The sequence below is a fragment of the Methylobacterium iners genome (genome assembly GCF_022179305.1).
Classification (GTDB): Bacteria; Pseudomonadota; Alphaproteobacteria; order Rhizobiales; family Beijerinckiaceae; genus Methylobacterium; species Methylobacterium iners.
Genome location: NZ_BPQP01000048.1, coordinates 51,558 through 71,746 on the forward strand (window position 1 = coordinate 51,558; position 20,189 = coordinate 71,746).

Annotated in this window: 15 protein-coding genes and 5 pseudogenes; 10 read left to right on the top strand and 10 right to left on the bottom strand. The window is 62.8% G+C overall.

The genetic code is table 11. The features are described from left to right. Positions 1-90 precede the first annotated feature (90 nt). From MFF55_RS15515 to MFF55_RS15525, 3 genes are all read right to left on the bottom strand, one after another. The gene (locus tag MFF55_RS15515) at positions 91-585 is read right to left on the bottom strand and encodes a phosphohydrolase (RefSeq protein WP_238245010.1); all 495 of its coding nucleotides are present in this window, start codon (positions 583-585) and stop codon (positions 91-93) included. A 122-nt stretch (positions 586-707) separates the two neighbouring features. Next, complete coding sequence (locus tag MFF55_RS15520) at positions 708-1,265, bottom strand: hypothetical protein (RefSeq protein WP_238245011.1); 558 nt, start codon at positions 1,263-1,265, stop codon at positions 708-710. Beyond that, complete coding sequence (locus tag MFF55_RS15525) at positions 1,262-1,759, bottom strand: hypothetical protein (protein WP_238245012.1); 498 nt, start codon at positions 1,757-1,759, stop codon at positions 1,262-1,264. Before MFF55_RS15525 ends, MFF55_RS15520 begins: the two co-directional genes overlap by 4 nt. 217 nt (positions 1,760-1,976) lie before the next feature. Between MFF55_RS15525 and MFF55_RS15530 the strand changes: the two are divergent. The 6 genes and pseudogenes from MFF55_RS15530 to MFF55_RS15550 all read left to right on the top strand — a co-directional run bounded on the left by MFF55_RS15530 (position 1,977) and on the right by MFF55_RS15550 (position 8,331). Continuing rightward, positions 1,977-3,229: pseudogene (locus MFF55_RS15530) on the top strand (IS3 family transposase). Positions 3,230-4,772: 1,543 nt separating this feature from the next. Next, positions 4,773-4,988: a hypothetical protein gene (locus MFF55_RS15535; protein ID WP_238245013.1), complete on the top strand. Its 216-nt coding sequence runs from the start codon at positions 4,773-4,775 to the stop codon at positions 4,986-4,988. A gap of 107 nt (positions 4,989-5,095) precedes the next feature. Continuing rightward, positions 5,096-5,350, top strand: coding sequence for a DUF6894 family protein (locus MFF55_RS27170; RefSeq protein ID WP_373874810.1), 255 nt, complete (start codon positions 5,096-5,098; stop codon positions 5,348-5,350). Between the two features lie 152 nt (positions 5,351-5,502). Continuing rightward, positions 5,503-6,453, top strand: coding sequence for an IS481 family transposase (locus MFF55_RS15540; protein ID WP_238245014.1), 951 nt, complete (start codon positions 5,503-5,505; stop codon positions 6,451-6,453). A 231-nt stretch (positions 6,454-6,684) separates the two neighbouring features. Beyond that, positions 6,685-7,161: a PilZ domain-containing protein gene (locus tag MFF55_RS15545; RefSeq protein ID WP_283206749.1), complete on the top strand. Its 477-nt coding sequence runs from the start codon at positions 6,685-6,687 to the stop codon at positions 7,159-7,161. 249 nt (positions 7,162-7,410) lie between these two features. After that, positions 7,411-8,331 (top strand): hypothetical protein, encoded by a 921-nt coding sequence (locus MFF55_RS15550; protein WP_238245016.1) that lies wholly within the window; start codon positions 7,411-7,413, stop codon positions 8,329-8,331. 106 nt (positions 8,332-8,437) lie between these two features. On the opposite strand, the gene MFF55_RS15555 is transcribed toward MFF55_RS15550, so the two are convergent. Then, positions 8,438-9,013, bottom strand: coding sequence for a Ros/MucR family transcriptional regulator (locus tag MFF55_RS15555; protein ID WP_238245017.1), 576 nt, complete (start codon positions 9,011-9,013; stop codon positions 8,438-8,440). A 551-nt stretch (positions 9,014-9,564) separates the two neighbouring features. Between MFF55_RS15555 and MFF55_RS15560 the strand changes: the two are divergent. Continuing rightward, positions 9,565-10,512, top strand: a pseudogene (locus MFF55_RS15560) (IS630 family transposase). 16 nt (positions 10,513-10,528) lie between these two features. After that, positions 10,529-11,176 (top strand): annotated as a pseudogene (locus tag MFF55_RS15565) (transposase); the annotation flags it as partial. Between the two features lie 228 nt (positions 11,177-11,404). On the opposite strand, the gene MFF55_RS15570 reads toward MFF55_RS15565, so the two are convergent. From MFF55_RS15570 to MFF55_RS15590, 5 genes are read right to left on the bottom strand one after another with little or no spacing between them, the layout of a single operon-like run. Beyond that, a complete protein-coding gene (locus MFF55_RS15570; protein ID WP_238245018.1) occupies positions 11,405-13,279 on the bottom strand; it encodes an ATP-binding protein in 1,875 nt (624 codons plus the stop codon). Beyond that, complete coding sequence (locus MFF55_RS15575; protein WP_283206750.1) at positions 13,276-14,277, bottom strand: ATP-binding SpoIIE family protein phosphatase; 1,002 nt, start codon at positions 14,275-14,277, stop codon at positions 13,276-13,278. The genes MFF55_RS15570 and MFF55_RS15575 overlap by 4 nt, the downstream gene beginning before the upstream one ends. A 4-nt stretch (positions 14,278-14,281) precedes the next feature. Next, on the bottom strand, positions 14,282-14,686 hold the full coding sequence (locus MFF55_RS15580; RefSeq protein ID WP_238245020.1) for an anti-sigma regulatory factor: 405 nt from the start codon (positions 14,684-14,686) through the stop codon (positions 14,282-14,284). Continuing rightward, positions 14,667-15,077 carry an STAS domain-containing protein gene (locus MFF55_RS15585; protein ID WP_238245021.1) on the bottom strand — a complete coding sequence of 137 codons (411 nt, stop codon included), beginning with the start codon at positions 15,075-15,077 and terminating at the stop codon, positions 14,667-14,669. The genes MFF55_RS15580 and MFF55_RS15585 overlap by 20 nt, the downstream gene beginning before the upstream one ends. Positions 15,078-15,084: 7 nt before the next feature. Next, positions 15,085-15,963, bottom strand: coding sequence for an STAS domain-containing protein (locus MFF55_RS15590; RefSeq protein WP_238245022.1), 879 nt, complete (start codon positions 15,961-15,963; stop codon positions 15,085-15,087). Between the two features lie 217 nt (positions 15,964-16,180). On the opposite strand from MFF55_RS15590, the pseudogene MFF55_RS15595 reads away from it, so the two are divergent. Further along, a pseudogene (locus MFF55_RS15595) lies at positions 16,181-16,462 on the top strand (IS3 family transposase); the annotation flags it as partial. A 63-nt stretch (positions 16,463-16,525) separates the two neighbouring features. Next, positions 16,526-16,642: pseudogene (locus tag MFF55_RS27175) on the top strand (IS3 family transposase); the annotation flags it as partial. Between the two features lie 725 nt (positions 16,643-17,367). Here MFF55_RS27175 and MFF55_RS15600 read toward each other — a convergent pair. Next, positions 17,368-20,019, bottom strand: coding sequence for a PAS domain-containing hybrid sensor histidine kinase/response regulator (locus MFF55_RS15600; RefSeq protein ID WP_238245023.1), 2,652 nt, complete (start codon positions 20,017-20,019; stop codon positions 17,368-17,370). Between the last annotated feature and the right edge of the window lie 170 nt (positions 20,020-20,189).

Consider the following 20,189-nt stretch of genomic DNA (forward strand, 5'->3'; position numbering starts at 1 on the left):
GATGAGCAATGGTCTGAAGCCTGCAGAAGTTTCACCTTGACCGCGCTTGATGGTCACCGCTGCCGATGTGGAGCGATCTAAAGCACTGCCTCACGGGCCGGTGTAGCCGAGCGCCGCGGCTGCATCCTTCAGCCGAGGCATCGAGGCGGCGTAGCGCATCGACAAGGTGCTGCCGGCTGGAAGCGTTCGGACAGCGTTGGCGTCGTCCTCGTTGTCGGACGACCGGATCAGGATCGCGCCCAAGTTGGCGCTCTGGATCAGTGCGGAGATGCGCTCGGCATAGCTCAAAGGCTCATCCGTGCTCGTCGGCAGCTGGACCATCACGACCGCGCTTTCAGCAAACCCAGCCCGTCGCAACGCTTCAGCCGTAGTCTCTGTGTCTTCCAGAACGTCGTGAAGGTAGGCCGCCTGCAGGACGGCTGCGGGATTGACCTTGAGGCCGTTAGTCAGCCGCGCATGGCGAGCCCGCGCGTCGGCCGCCGCAGCCACACGGTTGATGTGCCGGATGTGAGGCTTGCCACTTTGGTCCAGCTGCCCAGAATGGGCGTTGGCTGCGAAGCGATGAGCGTCAGAGGCCGTTGGCACGTCAACTCCTCAGCGGCCGTCGGCAGGATCGTGGTGCCGAACGGCCAGCCCCCTGAGTGACGGGTATTCGGGATTGGATACAGCTTTGCTCAGTCGGCCGTCGAGGCGCTCGCGCCGTTCGCTCACGACGTACCTCGGGTGAGCTGCTGCTGCTCGTACTTCAAGCCAGCGTAGAGCCGACGCAGCCATTGCTGCGCCTCCCGTTCACGCGCCTGGGCTGCTCGGGCCAGCTCCTCAGCTTGCTGCAGCCGCTCCTCTGCAAGACGCAGGCTCGTCTCAGCGCGATCGGCACGCAGGTTCGCCTCATAGGCTTCCGCTTCAGCCATCTCGGCCCGCCGTTCAGCCCCTTCCGCTTGCTGAACGGTGCGTTGGATGAGGGAATGCGCCTGCTGCACGATCGCCTCGGCTCGGTCCCGCTCACGACGGACTTGCGCGCCAACATCGCGGATCAGCTGGAGCGCACCCGGCCAGTCCGGATCCTGTAGGTCCGCATCTGAGTCCAGAGCCTCAAGCTCAACAAAGAGCGGAACGACATTCGGAGAGGTTGTCGATGCCGGCGAGATCAGGGCCGCTGATGACGCACTTCTCGTGCGTGAGAACGCAGCCGGGGTTGTCTCGACCGAGCCCTCGTCGGAATGATCCGACTCACCCGACATCAGCCATGAGGATCCCTGCATCATCGCGGCACCTGCTTCGTGCCTGGCTCGACCACGAACTCGTGAGAAATCGTGTCGTAGACCCGTGCCAGCCACTCCTCGGCGACGCGAGCACGCTCCTCAGCCGCCGTCACGCGCTCGTCGGCAGACTTGAGCAGCTTTTCAGTGCGAGCCTCCATCTCAGCAGCACGCGCATCGGCGGCGCGCACACGCTCAGCGGCGGCCTGAATGTCCTCCCGGGCACGATCCAGGAGATCCTGAACGCGCAGTTCCTGCTCATGGGCCTGTGCCTCGACTTCGCGGGTGTGCGCAGCAGCCTCACGGATGCGGTCGATCAGCTTAGCCCAATCCTTTGCTGAGGATCGCCGAGGCGGCGGCGCCTCGCTCTCAAGATCATCGAAGGAGCCCACCAAGCGCAGTACTTTGCTCAGGCTGCCGTCCCCAACTGCGGCACGGACCTCGATGGCAGGTGTCACGTCAGAAGTAAGGTCCCAGGGTGCTCGCTTGATCGGATCCATGAACATGACACCTCTCACAACGCAGCACACAACAGACCGCTCGCTGAGCTTAGAAGAGGTTTAAGCAGTATATTTCCGACGTCAATGCGTAGGTCTCGGGTTAAGCAAAGGGGAGGGCGCACGCGCTTGGCTGATGCTGTTTTGCCACTTAGCTGAGTGAAGTAGCCCCTTAACTGGCCGGACAGGGCCTCGCACTCATGGAAGTGTGATGCCTATGATGGACCCTACGGTGAGTTCTTACGGTCCTGCGCGCGCCGAGCATGTCGAGGTGATCACGTCGGTACAGCGGCGGCGACGCTGGTCGACTGAGGAAAAGGTGCGGATCGTCGATGAGACGTATCTGCCCGATCAGTCCGTCTCGCTCGTGGCCCGTCGCCACGGCATCAGCGCCAACCAGCTCTTCACCTGGCGCCGCCTGATGGCCCGCGGCGCGTTCACGGCCGCGGGCGCGGGCGAGGAAGTCGTTTCCGCTTCCGAACTGCGCGCGGCTCGAGCCATAGATCCGCGAGTTGCAACGGCTCCTGGGCAAGAAGACGCTGGAGACCGGGATCCTGCGCGAGGCGATGGAACGGGTCGTTCCCCTAAAAAACTGCCGTTGCGCGTGACCTCGTGGCCGGAGGGCGGTCGGTGAGCGCGGTGGCCTCGGCCTTGAATGTGTCCCGCCCGCACCTCGCCTCCTCTCGGCGGCCCGTGGCGCGGCAGCGCGAACGTCCCCTGCGCCCGGCGTGGATCTGCCGGCTGCAATCCGGGCGCTCATCGTCGATCTACCGACCTACGGCTACCGGCGCGTGCACGCCCTCTTGCGCCGGCAGGCCGAGCGGGAGGGACGACCTGCACCGAACGTGAAGCGGGTCTATCGCGTGATGAGGGCGCATGGCCTCCTACTCCAGCGCCACGCTGGTGGTGCCGAGGCGTGCCGTCATGAGGGCAAGGTGGCCATGGCCGCACGTAACACGCGCTGGTGCTCGGACGGGCTGGAGATCGCGGCAGAGAATGGCGAGCGGGTGCGCGTCGCCTTCGCGCTCGACAGTTGCGACCGCGAGGCGATGAGCTACGTGGCGACCACGGCGGGCATCACGGGGGAGGACGTGCGCGACCTCATGGTGGCCGCCGTCGAGCACCGCTTCGGGCGGGTCAACCAGGTGCCGACCCTCATCGAGTGGCTGACCGACTTTCGCCAGCTGCTATCTCGCCCGCGACACCCGCCGCTTCGCCCGCGACATTGGCTTGGTGCCGAAGACGACGCCCCTGGAGAGCCCACAGTCGAATGGCATGGCGGAGGCGTTCGTACGCACCCTCAAGCGCGACTACGTCCGCGTCTCCGTTCTGCCGGATGCCCAGAGCGTGCTGCGCCAGCTACCACTTTGGCTTCCCCACTACAACGAGTTGCATCTTCACCGCGCGCTCGGCTACCGCTCGCCGCGCGAGTTCATCGCCCGATCAACCCAGGAGACCCTGTCCGGTCTTTAGGGGGCAACAACACCATCTGATTGCCCTCGATAACCTTATGTGAAACTACTTAAGTAATCAATCCGGAGTGGGCGGTGAAAACGCTCCTCACGTCAGGGTCTGATGCTCGTCGGCATCGCCTGCCTGGCTAGTCTCGCCCTGCTTCTCGAAATGGTGCGCCGCGCTTCTGAGATCGAATGAGCTGAGGCGCCGTTAGCTCAATAGGTATGTGGCCAAGCTCATAGCGCCCCAGCCTAAGAGCCCAGTCCAGGCCACCGTTAGCAGCCCACCGAGCGCCAGCACCGTCAGGGTAAGTAAATCACGCCCGCTGGTTCCGGTCTGCCTTATGACTTCTGATGACTGTAAAGCCTGATCAAGCTGCATCGCACCGCACCCCTATCAAAGCCTCAGACTGCCGTTCGTGATTACTTACGGAAGCATCAGACAGCTTGCGAGGAAGGCGCCTTGGACAATCACAAAATTAGCTATGATTCAGCGTGACGCGCGGTCGTCGCTTGCGTCGAAAACTAAGCCCGTGATGTGCCGCATGGTGTGCCCCCACCAAGGATCACAGGTTGGCTGATTCGGACGCGTTTCACAATAACGTGAAATACGCAGATGGCTTCACTTGGGCCGTCTTCTGCAGTCGCAGGCAGCTTTGGTCCAGACACAAGACGCATTTCTCTAGAGGTTGAGCAAGTCGCGCCCCAGCTTTACACGATATACCGGCGTCAGCAGACATCGAGCGGGCTGAACGATGATTAGCTTTGACGTCGAAGATCAGGGGGAGGCGCTCATCGGCAGGGCAGTCTATCGTTTCCGCTCACCCGGCACCCCCGCTTCCGCGTGTTTGTGTGCGTGAAGCGATAGCGAGCTTGACGCTGGCATACCAGCCTGCGAGGCTTTGTTCGCCCTCCTCGGGGCGCATTCCCTTCTAGCCCCGCCGGCCTACGCCGCGCGGGGCCTTTCTTCGTATCCCGCCCCAATCCAAGCTCCACTGTTCACAGCCTTGATCCCGCGCCCCGATCTTCTGCACAGGGCCTGCTCTTGCCCAGTCCCCTCTCCGTACGATGGTGGAACGCCACGCCATGAAGGTCGCTCAGAGTTCTCGAAGTTGAGCATTTTTGAGCCTGCGCTCACTCCTGCGAACTGGATCATGAGAAAAATATTGCTTTTCGCGTCGGCGGCATGCTGCTAGAGCAGCGCACCCAAGAAAAAGGGCCGCCCCGAAGAGCGGCCGAAGTCTAGGGAGGAAACGCCCATAAGGGCAGCGGGATTGCGACGCCATCGCAATCCCGCACTGCAACAATGGTGCGTTTGGCATGCCAGCGCAACCTCTTATGTTCATTTAGAACCCGCCGGGCTTCTGCCGGGCGGGCTTTTTCTTGGATGAGTCTGCCGTCAGCACATACGCAGCGGTAGAGCCATGTAAATCGGGTTTGGATCCGCTCGATTCGGCGCGGATGGGATGGCCTGTTAAGGTCCAGCTATCGTCGGCTTCCAATCTCAGGCGCGACGGCTGAGAGACGCGCGCACTCCCGCCGTACTCTATGGGAGCTTCGCCATGTCCGAAGTGGCTACCGCTGTGAAAAATACACCTGCCTATCGCGCCCTGGTGTTGGCGCCGGATGGCGCAGTTGTCGAGATCCACTCGCTCATTGCCGCAGACGATGACGAAGCTCTAGCTTTAGCGAGGTGCATGGTAGACGGTCACGCCATCGAGATCTGGGATGGCTTGCGGTTCATCGAGCATATCGACCCTGCCCAGACGCAGCCGTAAACGCTCGGTTCGGAACGATTTCCAACTTACGTAGTAAATACCATCATGTGACAGTTTCGATGTGCGTGGCTTTAAGTACGCCCGCGCATGACTGGTGAGGGCAGGACGTGGCTCGCTACTTCTTCGACATCAATGGCTGTGGCACGGCCGAGTGGGACGATGTAGGCATTGAGTGTGCGAGTCACGCCGAAGTTGAGCAGCGCACGCGGAATTTGCTCGCCGAGTGCTTGGATCAGCCTGACGCGGGTGCCTATGGACACCAGGCTGCTTCGGCAATTGTCCGACTTGAGAACGATGACATCGTTCTAACGGCGACTGCCAAGCCGGGCGAGCCTACTCATCTCAGATGGTCGAGATCGTGAGTTTGCAGCTTCACTGAGCGGCATTGCCGTCACGTGAGATCGCATCTGCATGCTCTGCCAATCGAGATGGTGACGATCACCGCTCCGTTGCCTAGGTGTTTGATCCCGCGGTGTGGTGGTACGATTGATCACCACGCTGCGAGGGATGGGCTATGGGCCAGGTTCTCCATGGAAGCGCCACCACGACGGAGGCAGTCCGTCGCGCGATCCAGCTACGTGAAGAGAGCGTAAGGGCGCTGGCCAAGCGCTACGGCGTCAGTCCGACAACGGTCCAGAAGTGGCGCAAGCGGGCGACCACGGCGGACGCTCGGATGGGTCCCAAGGAGCCGCGCTCCACCGTGCTGACAGCCGAGGATGAAGCGGTCATCGTCGCCTTCCGCCCGCACACGCTGCTTTCGCTCGACGACTGCCTCTACGGCCTTCAGCCGAGCATCCCGCACCTGACTCGGTCCTCGCTGCACCGCTGCCTGGAACGCCATGGCATCAGCCGCTTGCCCGAGATCGACGGCGACAAACCCAAGAAGCAACGCTTTGCGAGTTACGCCATCGGCTACGTCCACATCGACATCGCCGAGGTGAGTACGGCCGAGGGCAAGCTCAGGCTGTTCGTGGCTATCGATCGCACCAGCAAGTTCGCGTTCGTGCGACTGGTGGAAAGCGCTGGTAAGTTGGAAGCCGCTCAGTTCCTGCGTGATCTCATTGAGGCGGTGCCCTACCGCATCCACACGGTCCTCACCGACAATGGCATCCAGTTCACCTCACGCCAGCGGGATATCTGGGACAGCCAGCACATCTTCGATCGTGTCTGCGACGAGCATAGTATCGAGCATCGGCTCACCAAGGTGAACCATCCTTGGACCAACGGGCAGGTCGAGCGGATGAACCGCACGATCAAGGACGCCACCGTCAAGCGCTACCATTACGACTGCCACGACCAGCTTCGTGCCCACCTGCATCTGTTCGTCGATGCCTACAACCACGCCCGCAGACTCAAGACCCTGCGCGGGCTCACACCCACCGAGTTCATCCTCAACGCCTGGACCAAAGAGCCCGAGCGCCTCAGGATCAACCCGTCACACCTCATCCCGGGACCGTACACCTAGGCCGCGATCGACCTAGATCACCAAGCCGCCGTTTAATCGGTGGGTGATCGCCCGCTGGCGTAGGACAGAGCTTTAGCTTTTCGTGATTTTGTTAACTACGTACGCCAAGGCAAAACTCGCCGGGCGCATCTACACATAGCTGTTTAGATAAAATTCAGCGAATCGTCGTTACAAAGCCGTAGGATATGCCTCGGACTACAATATAGTCTGGCTGAACAAGAAGAGGTTCAAATGCAGGACCGTCGTCGGATTTATAGACAGCCCTGTGATCTAGAAGGACGGATATACGTCTTGAATTCCGATGACGCATCTAATGAATGCAAGATCATTGATCTCTCGACGCACGGGGCGTTCATCCGACCGGCATCCGATGTTCAGCTGCCGCCGAAATTCGATCTCACCATTGGGAATGGCAATGCTTCGCACTCCTGTCGCCTTGCACGCATCTCCGGCGACGGCTTTGGGATCGAATTCTTAGACCCGGTTCGTGACGAGATCGAGAAAGCTTTAATCGAGGCCGCTTTTCGCGAAGAATTGCTCTTCGACTACATCGCTGGGATTTCGAGGGACAAGTCCCTCATGGCACCTCGCTTACGTCGAGCCGTTGCCGCGATGATGGAGATTATCGAGCAGCGCAACTCGATGACGTGGCACCAGGCCGCTGATGGTGGTGAGCGGACGCAGGTTCGAGCGCGTTCGGCTGCATGAGCTCAAGCAAATACAGCAGCCGTCACAAGCCGCCGGGCCTCGCATTCGAACGATCCGTTAACCATTTGCCGCTCGACTATGGTCAAGCTGGAGGACCTTCAGCATGGCAACTATCGTCGTCTTTGACCCCGTGACCGGCCGTTTCGTTACGATCGCCCTGCCAATGCCACGCCCGCGTTAGGAGCTTCGGCGCTCCTAAGCCAGCAGATCTCCGCCCTGGCCGATACAGTGGCTGGCCTGCGCGGGAGCTTGGATGACGGCACGATCGGGCTGGCGCAGCAAAATCCGGCGACCCGCACGATTCATCTCGGCGCGAGAACGAATGGGACCCTCGTGGACGTAAGCGGAACGGCGCGAGTGCGACGCGTCACGAGTGTCGCCGCCAGTACAGCGGGCAGCGATGCCCTCAACGTCGCCCAGCTGATTGCGGCCGAGACGCGTGTCGACGCGTGCGTCGCTGACCTGCCGGTGGCCAGCAGCAATGCATCCGGCTTTGGGCACACGGCGTCCACGGCAAGTGGCGGGCTGGCCCTGGGGCACGGCGCGGTGGTCTCGGCGGCACGGGCAGTTGCCCTCGGCAACGGCGCGGTCGCTGATCAATCTGACACGCTATCGGTGGGACCAGTCGGAGCTGAGCGCCGTATCGTGAACGACGCCGCCGGCAGCCTCGCGACCGGCTCGACCGACGCCATCAGCGGTGGGAAGCTCTTCAACAGCAACGTCCAATTCGCGGCCGCCCTCGGCGGCGGCGCGCGCTTTGACGGGGTGAGCGGCACCTGGACGGGCTCGAGCTACAATCTCGCGACGTCGGATCATGGACCGGGCACCATGGCCGCGATGCAGGGCCAGATCGGCGGCTTGAGCGCTCAGGTCAGCAGCCTTGGTCAACACGCCGCTGCGACGCGGGGCGAGGCGCGGCAAGGGGTGGCGGCGGCGATGGCCATGACGTCGGCCTCGATGCCTTCGCTACCTGGCAAGACGAGCTGGACGCTCAACAGCTCGACGTTCCGTGGCGAGTGGGCGGGCGGCGTCGCCCTTGCGCACAGGCTCGACACGAACGTGCCGATCGCCCTAACGGCTGGTTACAGCTTCAGCCAAGCCAACCAGCAGGGCGCCAGGGCCGGCCCTGCGGGCGAGTTCTACGCATTGCCGGTTCGATCAAAGTGTTGACCGACACCTTAAAAGGGCAGCCAGGATCTACCGAGGGGAACGCGAGCGGCCGAGCAATCCTGCATGGCCGCGCGTGCATCTTCGGGCGTGAGCCGTTTGCCTCGTCTTATTTGTCGGCGACGTTTACCTCGGACTTCTTGCCGCGGCCCTTCAAGGCAGACTTCGACGTCGACGCTGAAGAAGAGCGGCCGCGACGGGCTTTGGGCGCTTCCTCAACCGTCTCGGCAATCTCGGCCGCCTTCGGTTGAGCGTTCCGCCGCTGCTGCCCAAGTCCCAGGGTGCGCGCGAGTGCCGACCGCTGCGCCGAGTAGGCAGCCGACGTCATCGGGTAATCGGCAGGTAGGCCATGCTTGGCTCGGTAGGTCTCCGGCGTCAGGCCGCGGATCGTGAGATGGCGCTTCAGCGTCTTGTAGGCTTTGCCATCCTCGAAGCTGATCAGCCCCTCGTCAGTGATCGACTTCTTGATCTGGGCAGGCGTGGCCTTCGTCACCGCGCCCTGAACGGCAGCGGTGGGCTGACCCAGTCCAAGCACGGCCAAATGAACGGATTGAAGAAGGTCCGCCAAGCCATTGGCCGGAACCGGGTTGTTGGACACGAACGCACAGATGATCTCGGCCGTGAGTTCGATGGGATTGATCTGATTGGCCTGGTCGACGGATTGAAACTCTGCGGTATTTGACATTGTGCGCCTCGTTCGTGGATCGTAGGGCGGCAATGTGCCAAAACTCGCATGAAAGCAAGTCGGTAATGGTAAGTTATCTTGGGACAGTGCATTCATTTGCTACCTCGCCATGAGGTGATCCCACTCGATCCAGCATCGAGCGGCAGTGAAGCGGGCTACAAGACGCTGAACCAAAGGGATTGCCACGACTGTTCAATTGTCTACCGTCCAAGTGCTATCGACGCTACTTGGCCCGCTTGCGCTTGCAGAGCGTTTTGGGGTGAGTGCTCAGAGCGCGATCCGCTGAGCCGCTCTGCGCCGGACCAGCGGTGACGCTCGCGACCCAAGTCACAAGGCGGCGACCGGCTCTCGCACAAGACTGCGGTGCACGCCGACTTCATCCATGCCGCACCGGAGAGGGTGCCCAATATCACTCTTCCGGAGCTGAAGGCGCAATTGGTCCAATAAGGCGCTCAGGTCAGCGTGGCGTCACTCTAGAGCGTTTTCCACGCTCCCTGAGTCGTTGTGGCGGGGTTTGCGTTGATCCCTGAGGCTCTGTCAGGGAGATCGCCATGGCCCATGCCTACAGCCACGATCTGCGGGTTCGCGTCCTGGACGCGGTGGGTGCCGGCCTGTCACGCCGGGCTGCGGCTCTGCGCTATCAGGTCGGCATCGCCACGGTGATCCGCTGGGCGGCGCACGCAACGACGACGGGTGAGACACGGGCTTGCCGTCAAGGCCGCCCACCCGGCTCCAAGCTCGACACGCACGAAGCCTTCCTGCTCACCCTCACCGAAGAGAAGGACGACATCACGCTCGCTGAGATGCAGGATCGGCTGCGTGCCGAGCGCAGCGTATCGGTCGGGCTGGGCACGCTCTGGCGGTTCTTCGCCCGCCGGGCGGTGACATGGAAAAAAAGTCAGCGCACGCCTCCGAGCAGGCTCGCCCGGACGTGGCGGCCGCGCGCGAGGCTTGGTTCGAGGCCCAGCCCGACCTCGATCCCGAACGCCTGATCTTCATCGACGAGACGGGGCTGTCCACCCGCATGGCGCGTCTGCGTGGTCGCTGCGCCCGCGGTCAGCGCCTACGCTCCGGCATCCCGCACGGCCATTGGCTCACGACCACCTTCGTGGCGGGCCTGCGCCTGTCGGGGATGCGGGCACCAATGGTGCTCGACGGACCAATGATGCGGGACTGGTTCTTAGGCTGACGTCGAGCAGGTGCTCGCCCCGACCCTCACGCCCGGCGACACCGTCATCCTCGACAACCTCCCCGCCCACAAGGGCGCGGCGATACAGGCCGCCATCGAGGCGCGCGGGGCACAGCTCCGCTTCCTCCCGCCCTACTCGCCCGACTTCAATCCGATCGCGATGGCCTTCGCCAAGCTCAAGGCGCTGCTGCGCAAGGCCGCCAAGCGCACGGTCGATCGGCTCTGGACAGCTGTCGGCAATCTCCTCGACGCCTTCACGCCAGCCGAGTGCGCCAACTACTTCGCAGCCGCTGGCTACGAGCCGGAGTAAATGGAAACTGCTCTAGCGCTTCTGCCGCTGCCACAAGCTGACGCGCAAAAGAAGATGGCGCACGCTTCAGAGCAGGACCGTCCCAACGTCCTGCGCTGCCGGCAGTTTTGGTTCGAGGGCCAACTTGGTCTCGACCCCGAGCACTTAGTTTTGATTGACGAGACTTGGGTCTCCACCAACATGGCCTGTCGCCACGGGCGGGCTCCGCGCGGCCAGCATTTGCGGGTCGGCGTGCCCCACGGCCACTTAACCGCCACGACCTTCGTGGCGGAGCTTCGTGCAACGGGCTTGATCGCATCTGTCGTACTCGATGGCCGACCAACTGGCACACCTTCGAGGCTTACGTTGCTCGGGTGCTCATTCCTGAATTCACCACCGGTGACGTCGTATTCATGGGCAACCTGTCCAGCCACAAGGGACCGCGGATGCGCAATATCAATTAGGCCGATGCCAATCTGGGCTACCTCCCACCCTACTCGCCCGAACCGAAGGACCACGCAGCGACTTCAATCCTATCGAGAAAGCCCTCACGAAGCTTAAGGTGCTCCTGCGCAAAGCTGTCGAGGAAACCGTCGAAGGGCTCTGGACCGTCATCGGTCGCCTCCTCGATGCTTTCACGCCAAGCAAAAGCGCCAACTACCTGACCGCAGCCGGTTACAGTGCAACGCGAGCGAATTCCGCTCTGGTGCTCGAGCCGCGAGTGGACGCGACTAGCGCGCTCCTCGCTTTGATCCGATCCGTGGGCGCCTGCGGCACTGGCCTCGCTATCCTGGCTTCCTGCATGGTCGCGGCACGAGACATGAAGTAGCACCTGCGAGGGCGCAGGTTTTATGATAATCGCGCCGAAAACGTCCTTCACTCGGCATATACCGACGCAATACAGTCCACCTTGCTACCTGCCAGCACCACTGGGTCCGTCCAGCACATCGCGCACCTTTGCCGCCAAATCGGCAAAGGTGAAGGGCTTGCCGATCATCTCCACATCGGCGTCAAGCCGCCCGTTATGAACGATCGCGTTCCTCGCGTACCCCGTCGTGAACAACACTTTAAGTGCAGGCCAGCGCGACCGCGCCGCATCGGCGAGATCACGCCCTGTCATGCCGCCAGGCAGCACGACGTCGGTGAACAGGAGATCCAGGCGGCTGATCCCCTCCAACACGCGCAACGCCGAGGCTGCATCCCGAGCTTCGACCACCTCGTAGCCAAGTTCGCGCAGGACCTCAGCCGAGTAAGCTCTCACGTCATCGTCATCCTCAACCACAAGGATCACCTCCTCGCGCGAGCCCTCCGGGATGGCCTGTGCCGGCACGATCACCTCCTCTGCGGCCGCTCCGAAGAGGCGTGGCAGGTAGAGCTTCACCCTCGTGCCTTGACCCTCCTCCGAGTAGATTTTCACATGCCCGCCCGATTGCTTGACGAAGCCGTAGATCATCGACAAGCCGAGCCCGGTGCCGCGCCCCACGTCCTTGGTGGTGAAAAAGGGCTCGAAGACCCGCGCTACCACCTCCGGCGACATGCCTGAGCCTGTGTCGGTGACGCAGACTGCCACGTATTGTCCCGGAACGACCTCGACGTTCTCCTGTGCGTAGGCCTCGTCGAGGCGACTGTTGGCCGTCTCAATCGTGAGCTTGCCACCATCCGGCATGGCATCACGTGCGTTCACGGCGAGGTTGAGCAGTGCGTTCTCAAGCTGGTTCGGATCAGCCTCGACCCGCCACAAGCCCCCGGCCAGCACGGTCTCAACTGCGATGGGTTCGCCGAGCGTGCGATGAAGCAGCTCCGACATGCCCGCCACAAGCGCGTTGACATCGATGGGCTTGGGAGCAAGCGGCTGCCGGCGCGAGAAGGCAAGAAGGCGCTGGGTCAGTATCGCCGCACGCTGAGCGCCACGCATGGCATTGTCCGTTGCCCGACGCAGGCGCCCTGCCTCTTCCGGCAGGTTGCGTCCGAGGATTTCCAAGTTGCCGGTAACGATCTGGAGCAAGTTGTTGAAGTCGTGGGCGATCCCACCCGTGAGCTGACCCACGGCCTCCATCTTCTGACTTTGCCGCAAGTTCTCCTCGACGCGCTCGCGCTCGGCGATCGCGGTTGCGATGCGCTCTTTCAGCGATGCGTTGAGCGCCTGCAGCTCCGTCGCCTTCTGATCGAGCTCGGCGTAGAGGGCTACGACCCCCTTGTTGGTATGATCCAGCTCTTCGTTGAGGCGGGTCGCCTCGTCCTGCTGTCCCTTCAGATCCGCAAGGCTGCGCAGAAGTTCTTGGTTCTGCGCCCTGAGCTCCGCGAGCGGGTCGCCAACCGCGTCGGCTGCAAGCCGTCGGGAGAGATCAGAAAGCGCCGATTGGGCGACAGACAGCACCGTCTTGGGGAGCGTCTTCTCAAGAGTGACGGTCGTGCCCCGGCCTGGTGCACTGTCGAGCTCGAACTTGTCCATGAGGCGTCGTGCGCCAAGGATGCCAAGCCCGAGCCCTGTAGGGCTTTGATAGCGTCCGGACAGAATGGCTTCGAGATCGCGAATGCCGGGCCCCTGGTCGCTCACCCGGATCACGAGGCGTTGTGGTGCATCCGCTCCGCTAAGCGCGAACTCCGCCCGGCCACGGCCAGAGTAGACAACGGCGTTGCGCGCGATCTCGGAGACGGCAGTAGCGATCCGGGTCTGGTCCTGCATGCCGAACCCGACAAGCTCGGCGATGCGTCGCGCCCTCTGACGGACAGCCACCACATCGACTTCCCGCCCGAGCGCGACGGTGAGGATGGGCCAGCCGCTCACGCCGTTGCCTCGGCTCGAGCGACGAGCACCGTGACATCGTCGCGGCCGCGGTTGAAATCGCGGTAGAGCACGCCTGCGACCAGGGTCGGGTGGCGCTGTACGAGACCCGGGTAGGCGTCGAGGCTCCAACTCGTACCCAAACCATCCGAGCACAGAATGACCAGCGGTGTGCCCTCTAACGGGTAGGTGAACTCCTGCACACGCTTGGCGACGTGCCCCACAGTGCCATTGTGCGAGACCATCCGGCGCGAGGTGCCGTCCTCGGCAACGAGCACACCGGCAACGTTGCCGATTCCGGCGAACACGACCTGCCTATCACTGACCTCGGCAATCGAGATCGCCGCACCGCGCGTAGGGCGAAGGGCTGCATGCATGCGCTCCAGAACGGCACCCGGCCGATCCCTATGCTCGGCGATGAACACGCGCACGGCAGCGTGCGCGGCTTCGGCTGCGAAGGGTCCGTGGCCCAGCCCGTCAGCCACCATCAGCTTGAAGCCACCTTCTTGCGCCTTTCGACACCACGCATCGCCGCAGACGTCCTCACCCGTCTTGGGCAGATTGACTGCGCCCGAGACAGGTTCTGGGGATGGCAGGGCATCGGCAGGGCGCCCTTGCTGCAAGCGCACCAGGATGGCCGTGCCGAGACCCGGTCGCGAGTAGATGTCGAGAGCGTGCGCGCCCCTCGCGATCGCGCCAAGGCCGGTGCCGGGGCTCCCCGTCGTGGAGTGGCCGTCTCGCGAAGAGGCTTCGACATCCGCCATGCCCGGGCCCTTATCGAGAGCGAGGCACTCCACACCGCTACCGGTTCGATCATCGTACGTGCCGATCAGCAACTCACCCCCGGCACCATGCTTGATCAGGTTCGTCGCCAGTTCCGTCGCCACGATGGCGACCCGTCCTGCATCTTCCTCGCCAAAGCCCATTCCCTGGGCGACTGCCACGGCACGGCGGCGAGCCTCCGCGACTTGAGACGAGTCTCGGACAGACATGGCCTGCATGAACTTACTTCCACCGCGCGATGGTGACCCGTGTCCCCTCACCAACAACGGAATGGATCTGGAACTCGTTCGATAAGCGCCTGGCGCCGCTCAGGCCTAGGCCCAACCCACCGCCCGTCGTGTAGCCATCCTTCAGCGCGAGCTCGACGTCGGGGATGCCCGGTCCCTGATCCTCGAAGGTCAGGCGCAGCCCCTTGCGGGCGCCGTTCTGAACGACCTCGATCCGCGCTTTGCCACCGCCACCATAATCGAGGGTATTGCGGGCGAGCTCACTTGCGGCAGTCACGATCTTCGTCTGATCAACAAGCCCAAAGCCGGCCGCCACCGCGCGGGCACGCACCTCCTGGCGAACACGTACGACATCATCAGGATTGCGGATCACGAGGGTGTCATCCCTCGCCACGATCATCGCTGTCCTCCAGGTCCTCACTGCCCTCGCTGGCGTGGCCGTAATCACCCGTGATCAGCGCCATGCCGCGATCCACGTCGAGCGCCGTCTTGACGCCGTTCAACGACAGGCCAAGCTCCACGAGGGTAATGGCGACCGCGGGGCGCATGCCGACGACCACCGTGTCGGCATCGAGCAGCCGAGAGACAGCTGCGATGGTGTCGAGCATGCGGCCCATGAACGAGTCGACGATCTCCAGCCCTGAGATGTCGATGAGAACGCCGCGAGCACCGGTCGTGACGATCTTGGCCGAGAGGTCCTCCTCAAGCGCCATGGCAAGGCGGTCGTGCATGTCGACTTGCACGGTCACGAGCAGGGCTCGTCCGAGCTTCAGGATCGGGATACGGTCCATGAGGAGCTCAGGTCCGAGCCGCGAGCGTGCCGGCCAGCTTGCTTCGCACCACCGTTCGGCCGGTTCGCTGGAGCGCGAGGGCGAAGGCGTCGGCCAGCGAAGCTTTGGACACCACGTTCAACTCGACGCCGAGATGGACCATCGTCTGCGCAATCTGCGGGCGGATGCCTGAGACGATGCAGTCGGCACCCATGAGGCGGGCCGCTGCTATCGTCTTGAGGAGATGCTGGGCAACGAGCGTGTCGACGGTGGGCACGCCTGTGATGTCGATGATGGCGATCTCAGCGCCCTGGTCGACGATGGATTGCAGCAAGTTCTCCATGACGACTTGGGTGCGGGCGGAATCGAGAGTTCCGATGAGGGGCAGAGCCAGGATGCCGTGCCACAGCTTGACCACAGGAGTGGAGAGCTCCGCGATCTCCGCTTGCTGGCGGGCCACGATGTCCTCGCGGCTCTTCTGATGAATCTCAGTCGTGTAGAGCCCGAGCTGATCGAGCACCTGCGTCGCCTGCCAGCTCTCATCGACGATCCGAGCCGTGTCGCCGCCAAGCTCCTGGCGCAGCCGCTCGAACAGGGGTTGCTTGAGCGAGAACACGAAGCTCGCCGTCTCCGTCGGGCTGAAGCCCTGCGCGGCACGCGAGCGTGAGACGTCGGCCAGCAACTCTCGCACATCTTCGAAGGCTGCGCCTTGGATGTTGCCGTCGCTGTTCTTGGCGGTGGCGAGCGCCTGTCTCAGCGCATCCAGGAAGTGGCGGCACTGGGTTTGAAGCTCGCCCTCCTTGATGCGTCCCCCACCCGTCCCCCCGCTCGCCTTCAGTGCGACCAGCCACTGGGCGAGCACCTCGCCGTCGTGCGCTTCAAGTATGCTGGAGAGTATCGTTGCCATCTCGCCCCTTGTTATCTTTGCGCGCCGATGCGTGGCGACCTAACTCTCATGGTACATAGCAGACTCGGTTGGTCCCGCTAGAACGGATGTGCCCGACTTATTTTCGGTTGTCGGCCGTGTTGCCGATGCCAGATCGAAGCCGTACGCCGCTGCTGCATCACGGGCGTGGGTCCGCACAAGGGTGCAGTGGTTGCGACGCCTATGCGATAGAAGGCTTTACGGTCTTTATCGAGACGGGGGTCTGAGCCTGTGGCTCGAACGGCCGCGTTGATACGTCAGCGCCGCACACCGCGAGCGCTAATCCGCTGCGATCCGGCCGAACGAACGCTGATGATGGACTTCGTCTCCGACGCGCTCTTCGACGGCCGCCGTCTACAGGGCTTGCTGATCGTCAACGCTTTCATGCGGGAAGCTCTGGCGATTGAGATCGATCAGTGCATCAGGGGTGAGCAGGTGGTGTCCATCGTCGATCCGGCTTGCGTTCGTTCGCGGAGCACCGAGGCACGATCCAGGTCGATAACGTCCTACGTAGCGAGGGAGGACGGCGAATCGGGCAACAGGTCTGACGCTGATCGATGAACACAGCCGGGCGTGCCTGGCGCTCAAGGTAGCGCGGCGCATCAACAGCCTTGGCGTGATCGAGGCGCTGGCCGACGCGATGTGCCGGCCGGCCGCGCCCGTCATGTTCCCGGACCTCGCCTTCCAGCTATCCATGCCCCAGCCATGCAGTAGCCTCCTGATCGGCTCGGTCCAGAATATCGGTCAGATCACTACCGCTCTCACCTCCTCCCAAAGAAGGCTTCCCCGCATTATAATGTGATGGAGGACAGCTGATGCACCGCCCAGCCATCCAGCGACTATGGCTTTGTCCTGGATCAAGACTTCTTATGACATTAGATCTCGCGCTGATGATCGGGCGCCCCTGCGTGAGATCGCTCGAAACAACCAAGCTCCGCCACGCCCTCAGCATGCTCACGCCTTGAACTTGGTCAGACGGATGTTTGTGGACGGTTTGCAACACAACGAAGCGTCGCTGCAGTGGCCTTGGTGTTCGGCACCACCTTGAACTTACTGAATGATCATTCCGTCACGATCCTAGATCGTGATGCTAAGTTTGAGGCCAAGATCGCGCGTCTGCTTGGGTCGCTTGACGAAGCCGTTCGCCGCACGGCTGAGGACGTTTTACCGGCGACAGCCGAGGATTAGCGGGAGCTTGCCGATGCGTGGCACCCTTGCCGCCCTGAGGCTTGGCGAGGCAAGCGTCCGCTTTGAAGGACCGTGCAAACCGGCTCCTACGACGACGTGCAGTCGAGACCCGACGGCGAAGGGATGTGACAGTACGCTGTGCGCCACCTTCAGTCATTGTGGAGGCTGCACATTGGTCTAGGGGTGCTAAGATTTAGTTCATGCAGCTTTGGCGAAGCGTGATGATTGAGCTGCCGCAAGCGCACGGGTGACAGCTTGGATCAGCAAGTACCGTTGGTCCAGGCCCCCTCCTCGTTCGGCGGCCTCCCCGACTTCGCTGGCTAGCAGCGAAAGTTCCATGAACCCGAGCTGTCCCGCCAACGAGACGAGGGCGTGGGTCTCAGCCGACATCGTGGCAGAGGTCGCCTCGGGGTCTTCGAGACGAACAAGGCGGCGTCGAACTTCGCTCGTAAAGCTTGAGAGCAGATCAGGGATACGCTGATCCCCGAGCAGGCTTGCCAAAACTTCCAGGGACGTCTCGTCCAATACGACGGCTGATGCTGATTTCGACGCCCCCTCGATGTTTGATCGCTGCTGCATGGACATGAGCCTGTCCATCGTCGCGAACAGGTCCGCCCAGTCGACAGGCTTGGCCACATGCGCGCTCATGCCGGCTCCCCGGCAGCGCTCCACCTCCTCGGCCATGGCATTGGCGGTCAAGGCAACAATTGGCAGACCGATCAATCCAGCCTCACGCTCCCATTGCCGGATCTCTTGAGTCGCAGAGATCCCGTCTTGTCCCGGCATTTGCACGTCCATCAGGATCAGGTCGAACGCAGGTTCAGTTTTCACGGCAACGACAGCAGCTCGCCCATCGCCGACAAGCGTAACCTCGTGCCCCTTCTGCCGAAGCACAGCGGAGATGATTTCCTGGTTGATCAGGTTGTCTTCAGCCAGAAGAAGGCGGTAGGTCCAAGCGCCCTGGCTCCTCGACAGCGTCTGGTCGGAAAGCAATGAACGGCCTCCATGAGGCTCTGCGAGCATGAGAGGCAGCTCGAACCAGAAGGTCGAGCCCGCACCAAGGGTGCTCGTGACACCCATCTCGCCGCCCATCAGCTGAGCGAGCCGTCGGCTGATGGCAAGGCCGAGGCCTGTTCCGCCATAATGCCGCGAGATGGATCCATCGGCCTGACTGAACCGCTCGAACAATTTCGGCAGCTTATCGGCTGCGATGCCGATCCCGGTATCGATCACCTCGACCCGCAGGTGCGGACACCCACCCACCTCAGACAGCCACCGGACGCGCACGGTCACTGAGCCTTGCCGCGTGAACTTGATGGCGTTGGTGAGGAGGTTCAGCAGGATCTGGCGAAGGCGCGTTTTGTCGCCGACGAGCCAATTTGGGACATCCTCGTCGACCTCATCGATGATGACAAGCTTGCGGTGCTGAGCTCCCTCCCTGGCAAGGTCCCGGCAGCTGGTTATCAGGTCGCGCAGGCTGAACGGTAGGGCGTCGATCGTCAGCTGACCCGCTTCGATCTTGGAGAAATCGAGGATGTCGTTGACGAGGGTCAGCAACGACTGACCCGCCTCCTGAGCCAGACCGATCAGCCGAATCTGAGACGGCTGCAACGAGGGATCGTTGCGAAGCAGGTCGTGCACCCCGAGCATGCCGGTCAGCGGGGTCCTCAGCTCGTGGCTCATGTTGGCGAGGAACTCGGCCTTGACCCTGGCGCCCGCCTCGGCTGCGACGCGTGCCTGCTCCAGATGGACGGCTTGTTGTTGTCGCTGTGTGACGTTGCGCAAGGATTCGATGATCTGGACTCGGCCGTCCTCCTCGACCCGCCGCAGGGCGGCCTCGACCCAAAGGTGATGACCGGCTTTGTGATGGATGCGATAGACAATCGAGGCCGGCAACGCGTCACGACCCAGGGTCTGGAGCGTGCCCGCCAGTGCGTCGCGGTCCTCAGGGTGGACGAGCGTTCGCAGGCCGGTACGCTTGGCTTCCTCAGCGGTATAACCGAGCATGTTCGTGACCGCGGGCGAAATGTAGCTGTGCCGGCCCTCCGCGTCGCCAAGCACGATCAAGTCGGAGGTGTGATCTGCCAGAAGCCGGTAGCGGGCCTCGCTCTCTCGGATGCGCTCTTCCGCCAATCGCTGTCGGGTGACGTCCGTCAGGGTCTGGACGTATCCCTGCCCGTCCTGCATGGGCAAGGAACGGATCTCGATGACGCTGCCGTCAGCGCGGCGGCGTTGCGAGCGAAGGTCGGAGGTGCGGCGCTCCTCATCGAGCTGCCAGTCCTTGAAGTCCTCGATGGCTTCGCCCCAGGCGCCGCTCTCGCGTAAGTGGTCGCGAATGGCCCTGTAACTCGGCTGGGTCTCCATCAACGCCATCGGCAGGCCAAGGAGCTCAAGCGCACGTGCGTTGGCTACCGGAACCGTTCCGTCGGCGGCAATCATCAGCAGGCCCTGATCCATGCTCTGCAGGGTCGCCTCCAAGGTCATCGACTTCTCGGCAAGCGCGCGCTCGACCTGCTTTTGCTCGGTCACATCCATGAACACGCCGAAGACGGATCGAACCTTCCGGCCTGGCCCCTCAGACCGGTGGTCGACCTGGCAGATGCCGCGCGCGAGGACGTGGCGGACTTCGCCTGAGGGGCGCACGATGCGCAACGCGGCTTCGAAGCCCTCCTGTCGATGGATTGCCCGGGCGACGCAGGCCGTGATGCGCTCGCGGTCTTCCGGATGGTAGGCATCGATGGCTGCCGCCATCGATGGCTCGAACGACGTACGATCCACGCCGTAGATGCGGAAGACTTCGTCGGACCAGGTCAGCGTCTGGGACGGCAAGGCGATGTGCCAGTGGCCCACATGTGCGACCTGCTCCGCGAGGACGAGCAGTCGGTTGGCTTCCCCAAGGCTCGCCTTGTGCTGTTCCAGGTCCTGTGCCTGGTTTGCGATGACCGCTTCATGCTCCTGACGCGCCGCAATCTCGTGACGATGCTGGGCATTTGCCGCGTGAAGCCGCAGCTGGGCCACGA

What these genes read in the sequence shown, in the direction of transcription:
- MFF55_RS15555 (WP_238245017.1), bottom strand. Translation starts at nt 9,013, where the DNA reads ATGTCAAATACCGCAGAGTTTCAATCCGTCGACCAGGCCAATCAGATC.
- MFF55_RS15525 (WP_238245012.1), bottom strand. Translation starts at nt 1,759, where the DNA reads ATGGATCCGATCAAGCGAGCACCCTGGGACCTTACTTCTGACGTGACA.
- MFF55_RS15535 (WP_238245013.1), top strand. Translation starts at nt 4,773, where the DNA reads ATGTCCGAAGTGGCTACCGCTGTGAAAAATACACCTGCCTATCGCGCC.
- MFF55_RS15545 (WP_283206749.1), top strand. Translation starts at nt 6,685, where the DNA reads ATGCAGGACCGTCGTCGGATTTATAGACAGCCCTGTGATCTAGAAGGA.
- MFF55_RS15585 (WP_238245021.1), bottom strand. Translation starts at nt 15,077, where the DNA reads ATGGACCGTATCCCGATCCTGAAGCTCGGACGAGCCCTGCTCGTGACC.
- MFF55_RS15580 (WP_238245020.1), bottom strand. Translation starts at nt 14,686, where the DNA reads ATGATCGTGGCGAGGGATGACACCCTCGTGATCCGCAATCCTGATGAT.
- MFF55_RS15520 (WP_238245011.1), bottom strand. Translation starts at nt 1,265, where the DNA reads ATGATGCAGGGATCCTCATGGCTGATGTCGGGTGAGTCGGATCATTCC.
- MFF55_RS15540 (WP_238245014.1), top strand. Translation starts at nt 5,503, where the DNA reads ATGGGCCAGGTTCTCCATGGAAGCGCCACCACGACGGAGGCAGTCCGT.
- MFF55_RS15590 (WP_238245022.1), bottom strand. Translation starts at nt 15,963, where the DNA reads ATGGCAACGATACTCTCCAGCATACTTGAAGCGCACGACGGCGAGGTG.
- MFF55_RS15575 (WP_283206750.1), bottom strand. Translation starts at nt 14,277, where the DNA reads ATGCAGGCCATGTCTGTCCGAGACTCGTCTCAAGTCGCGGAGGCTCGC.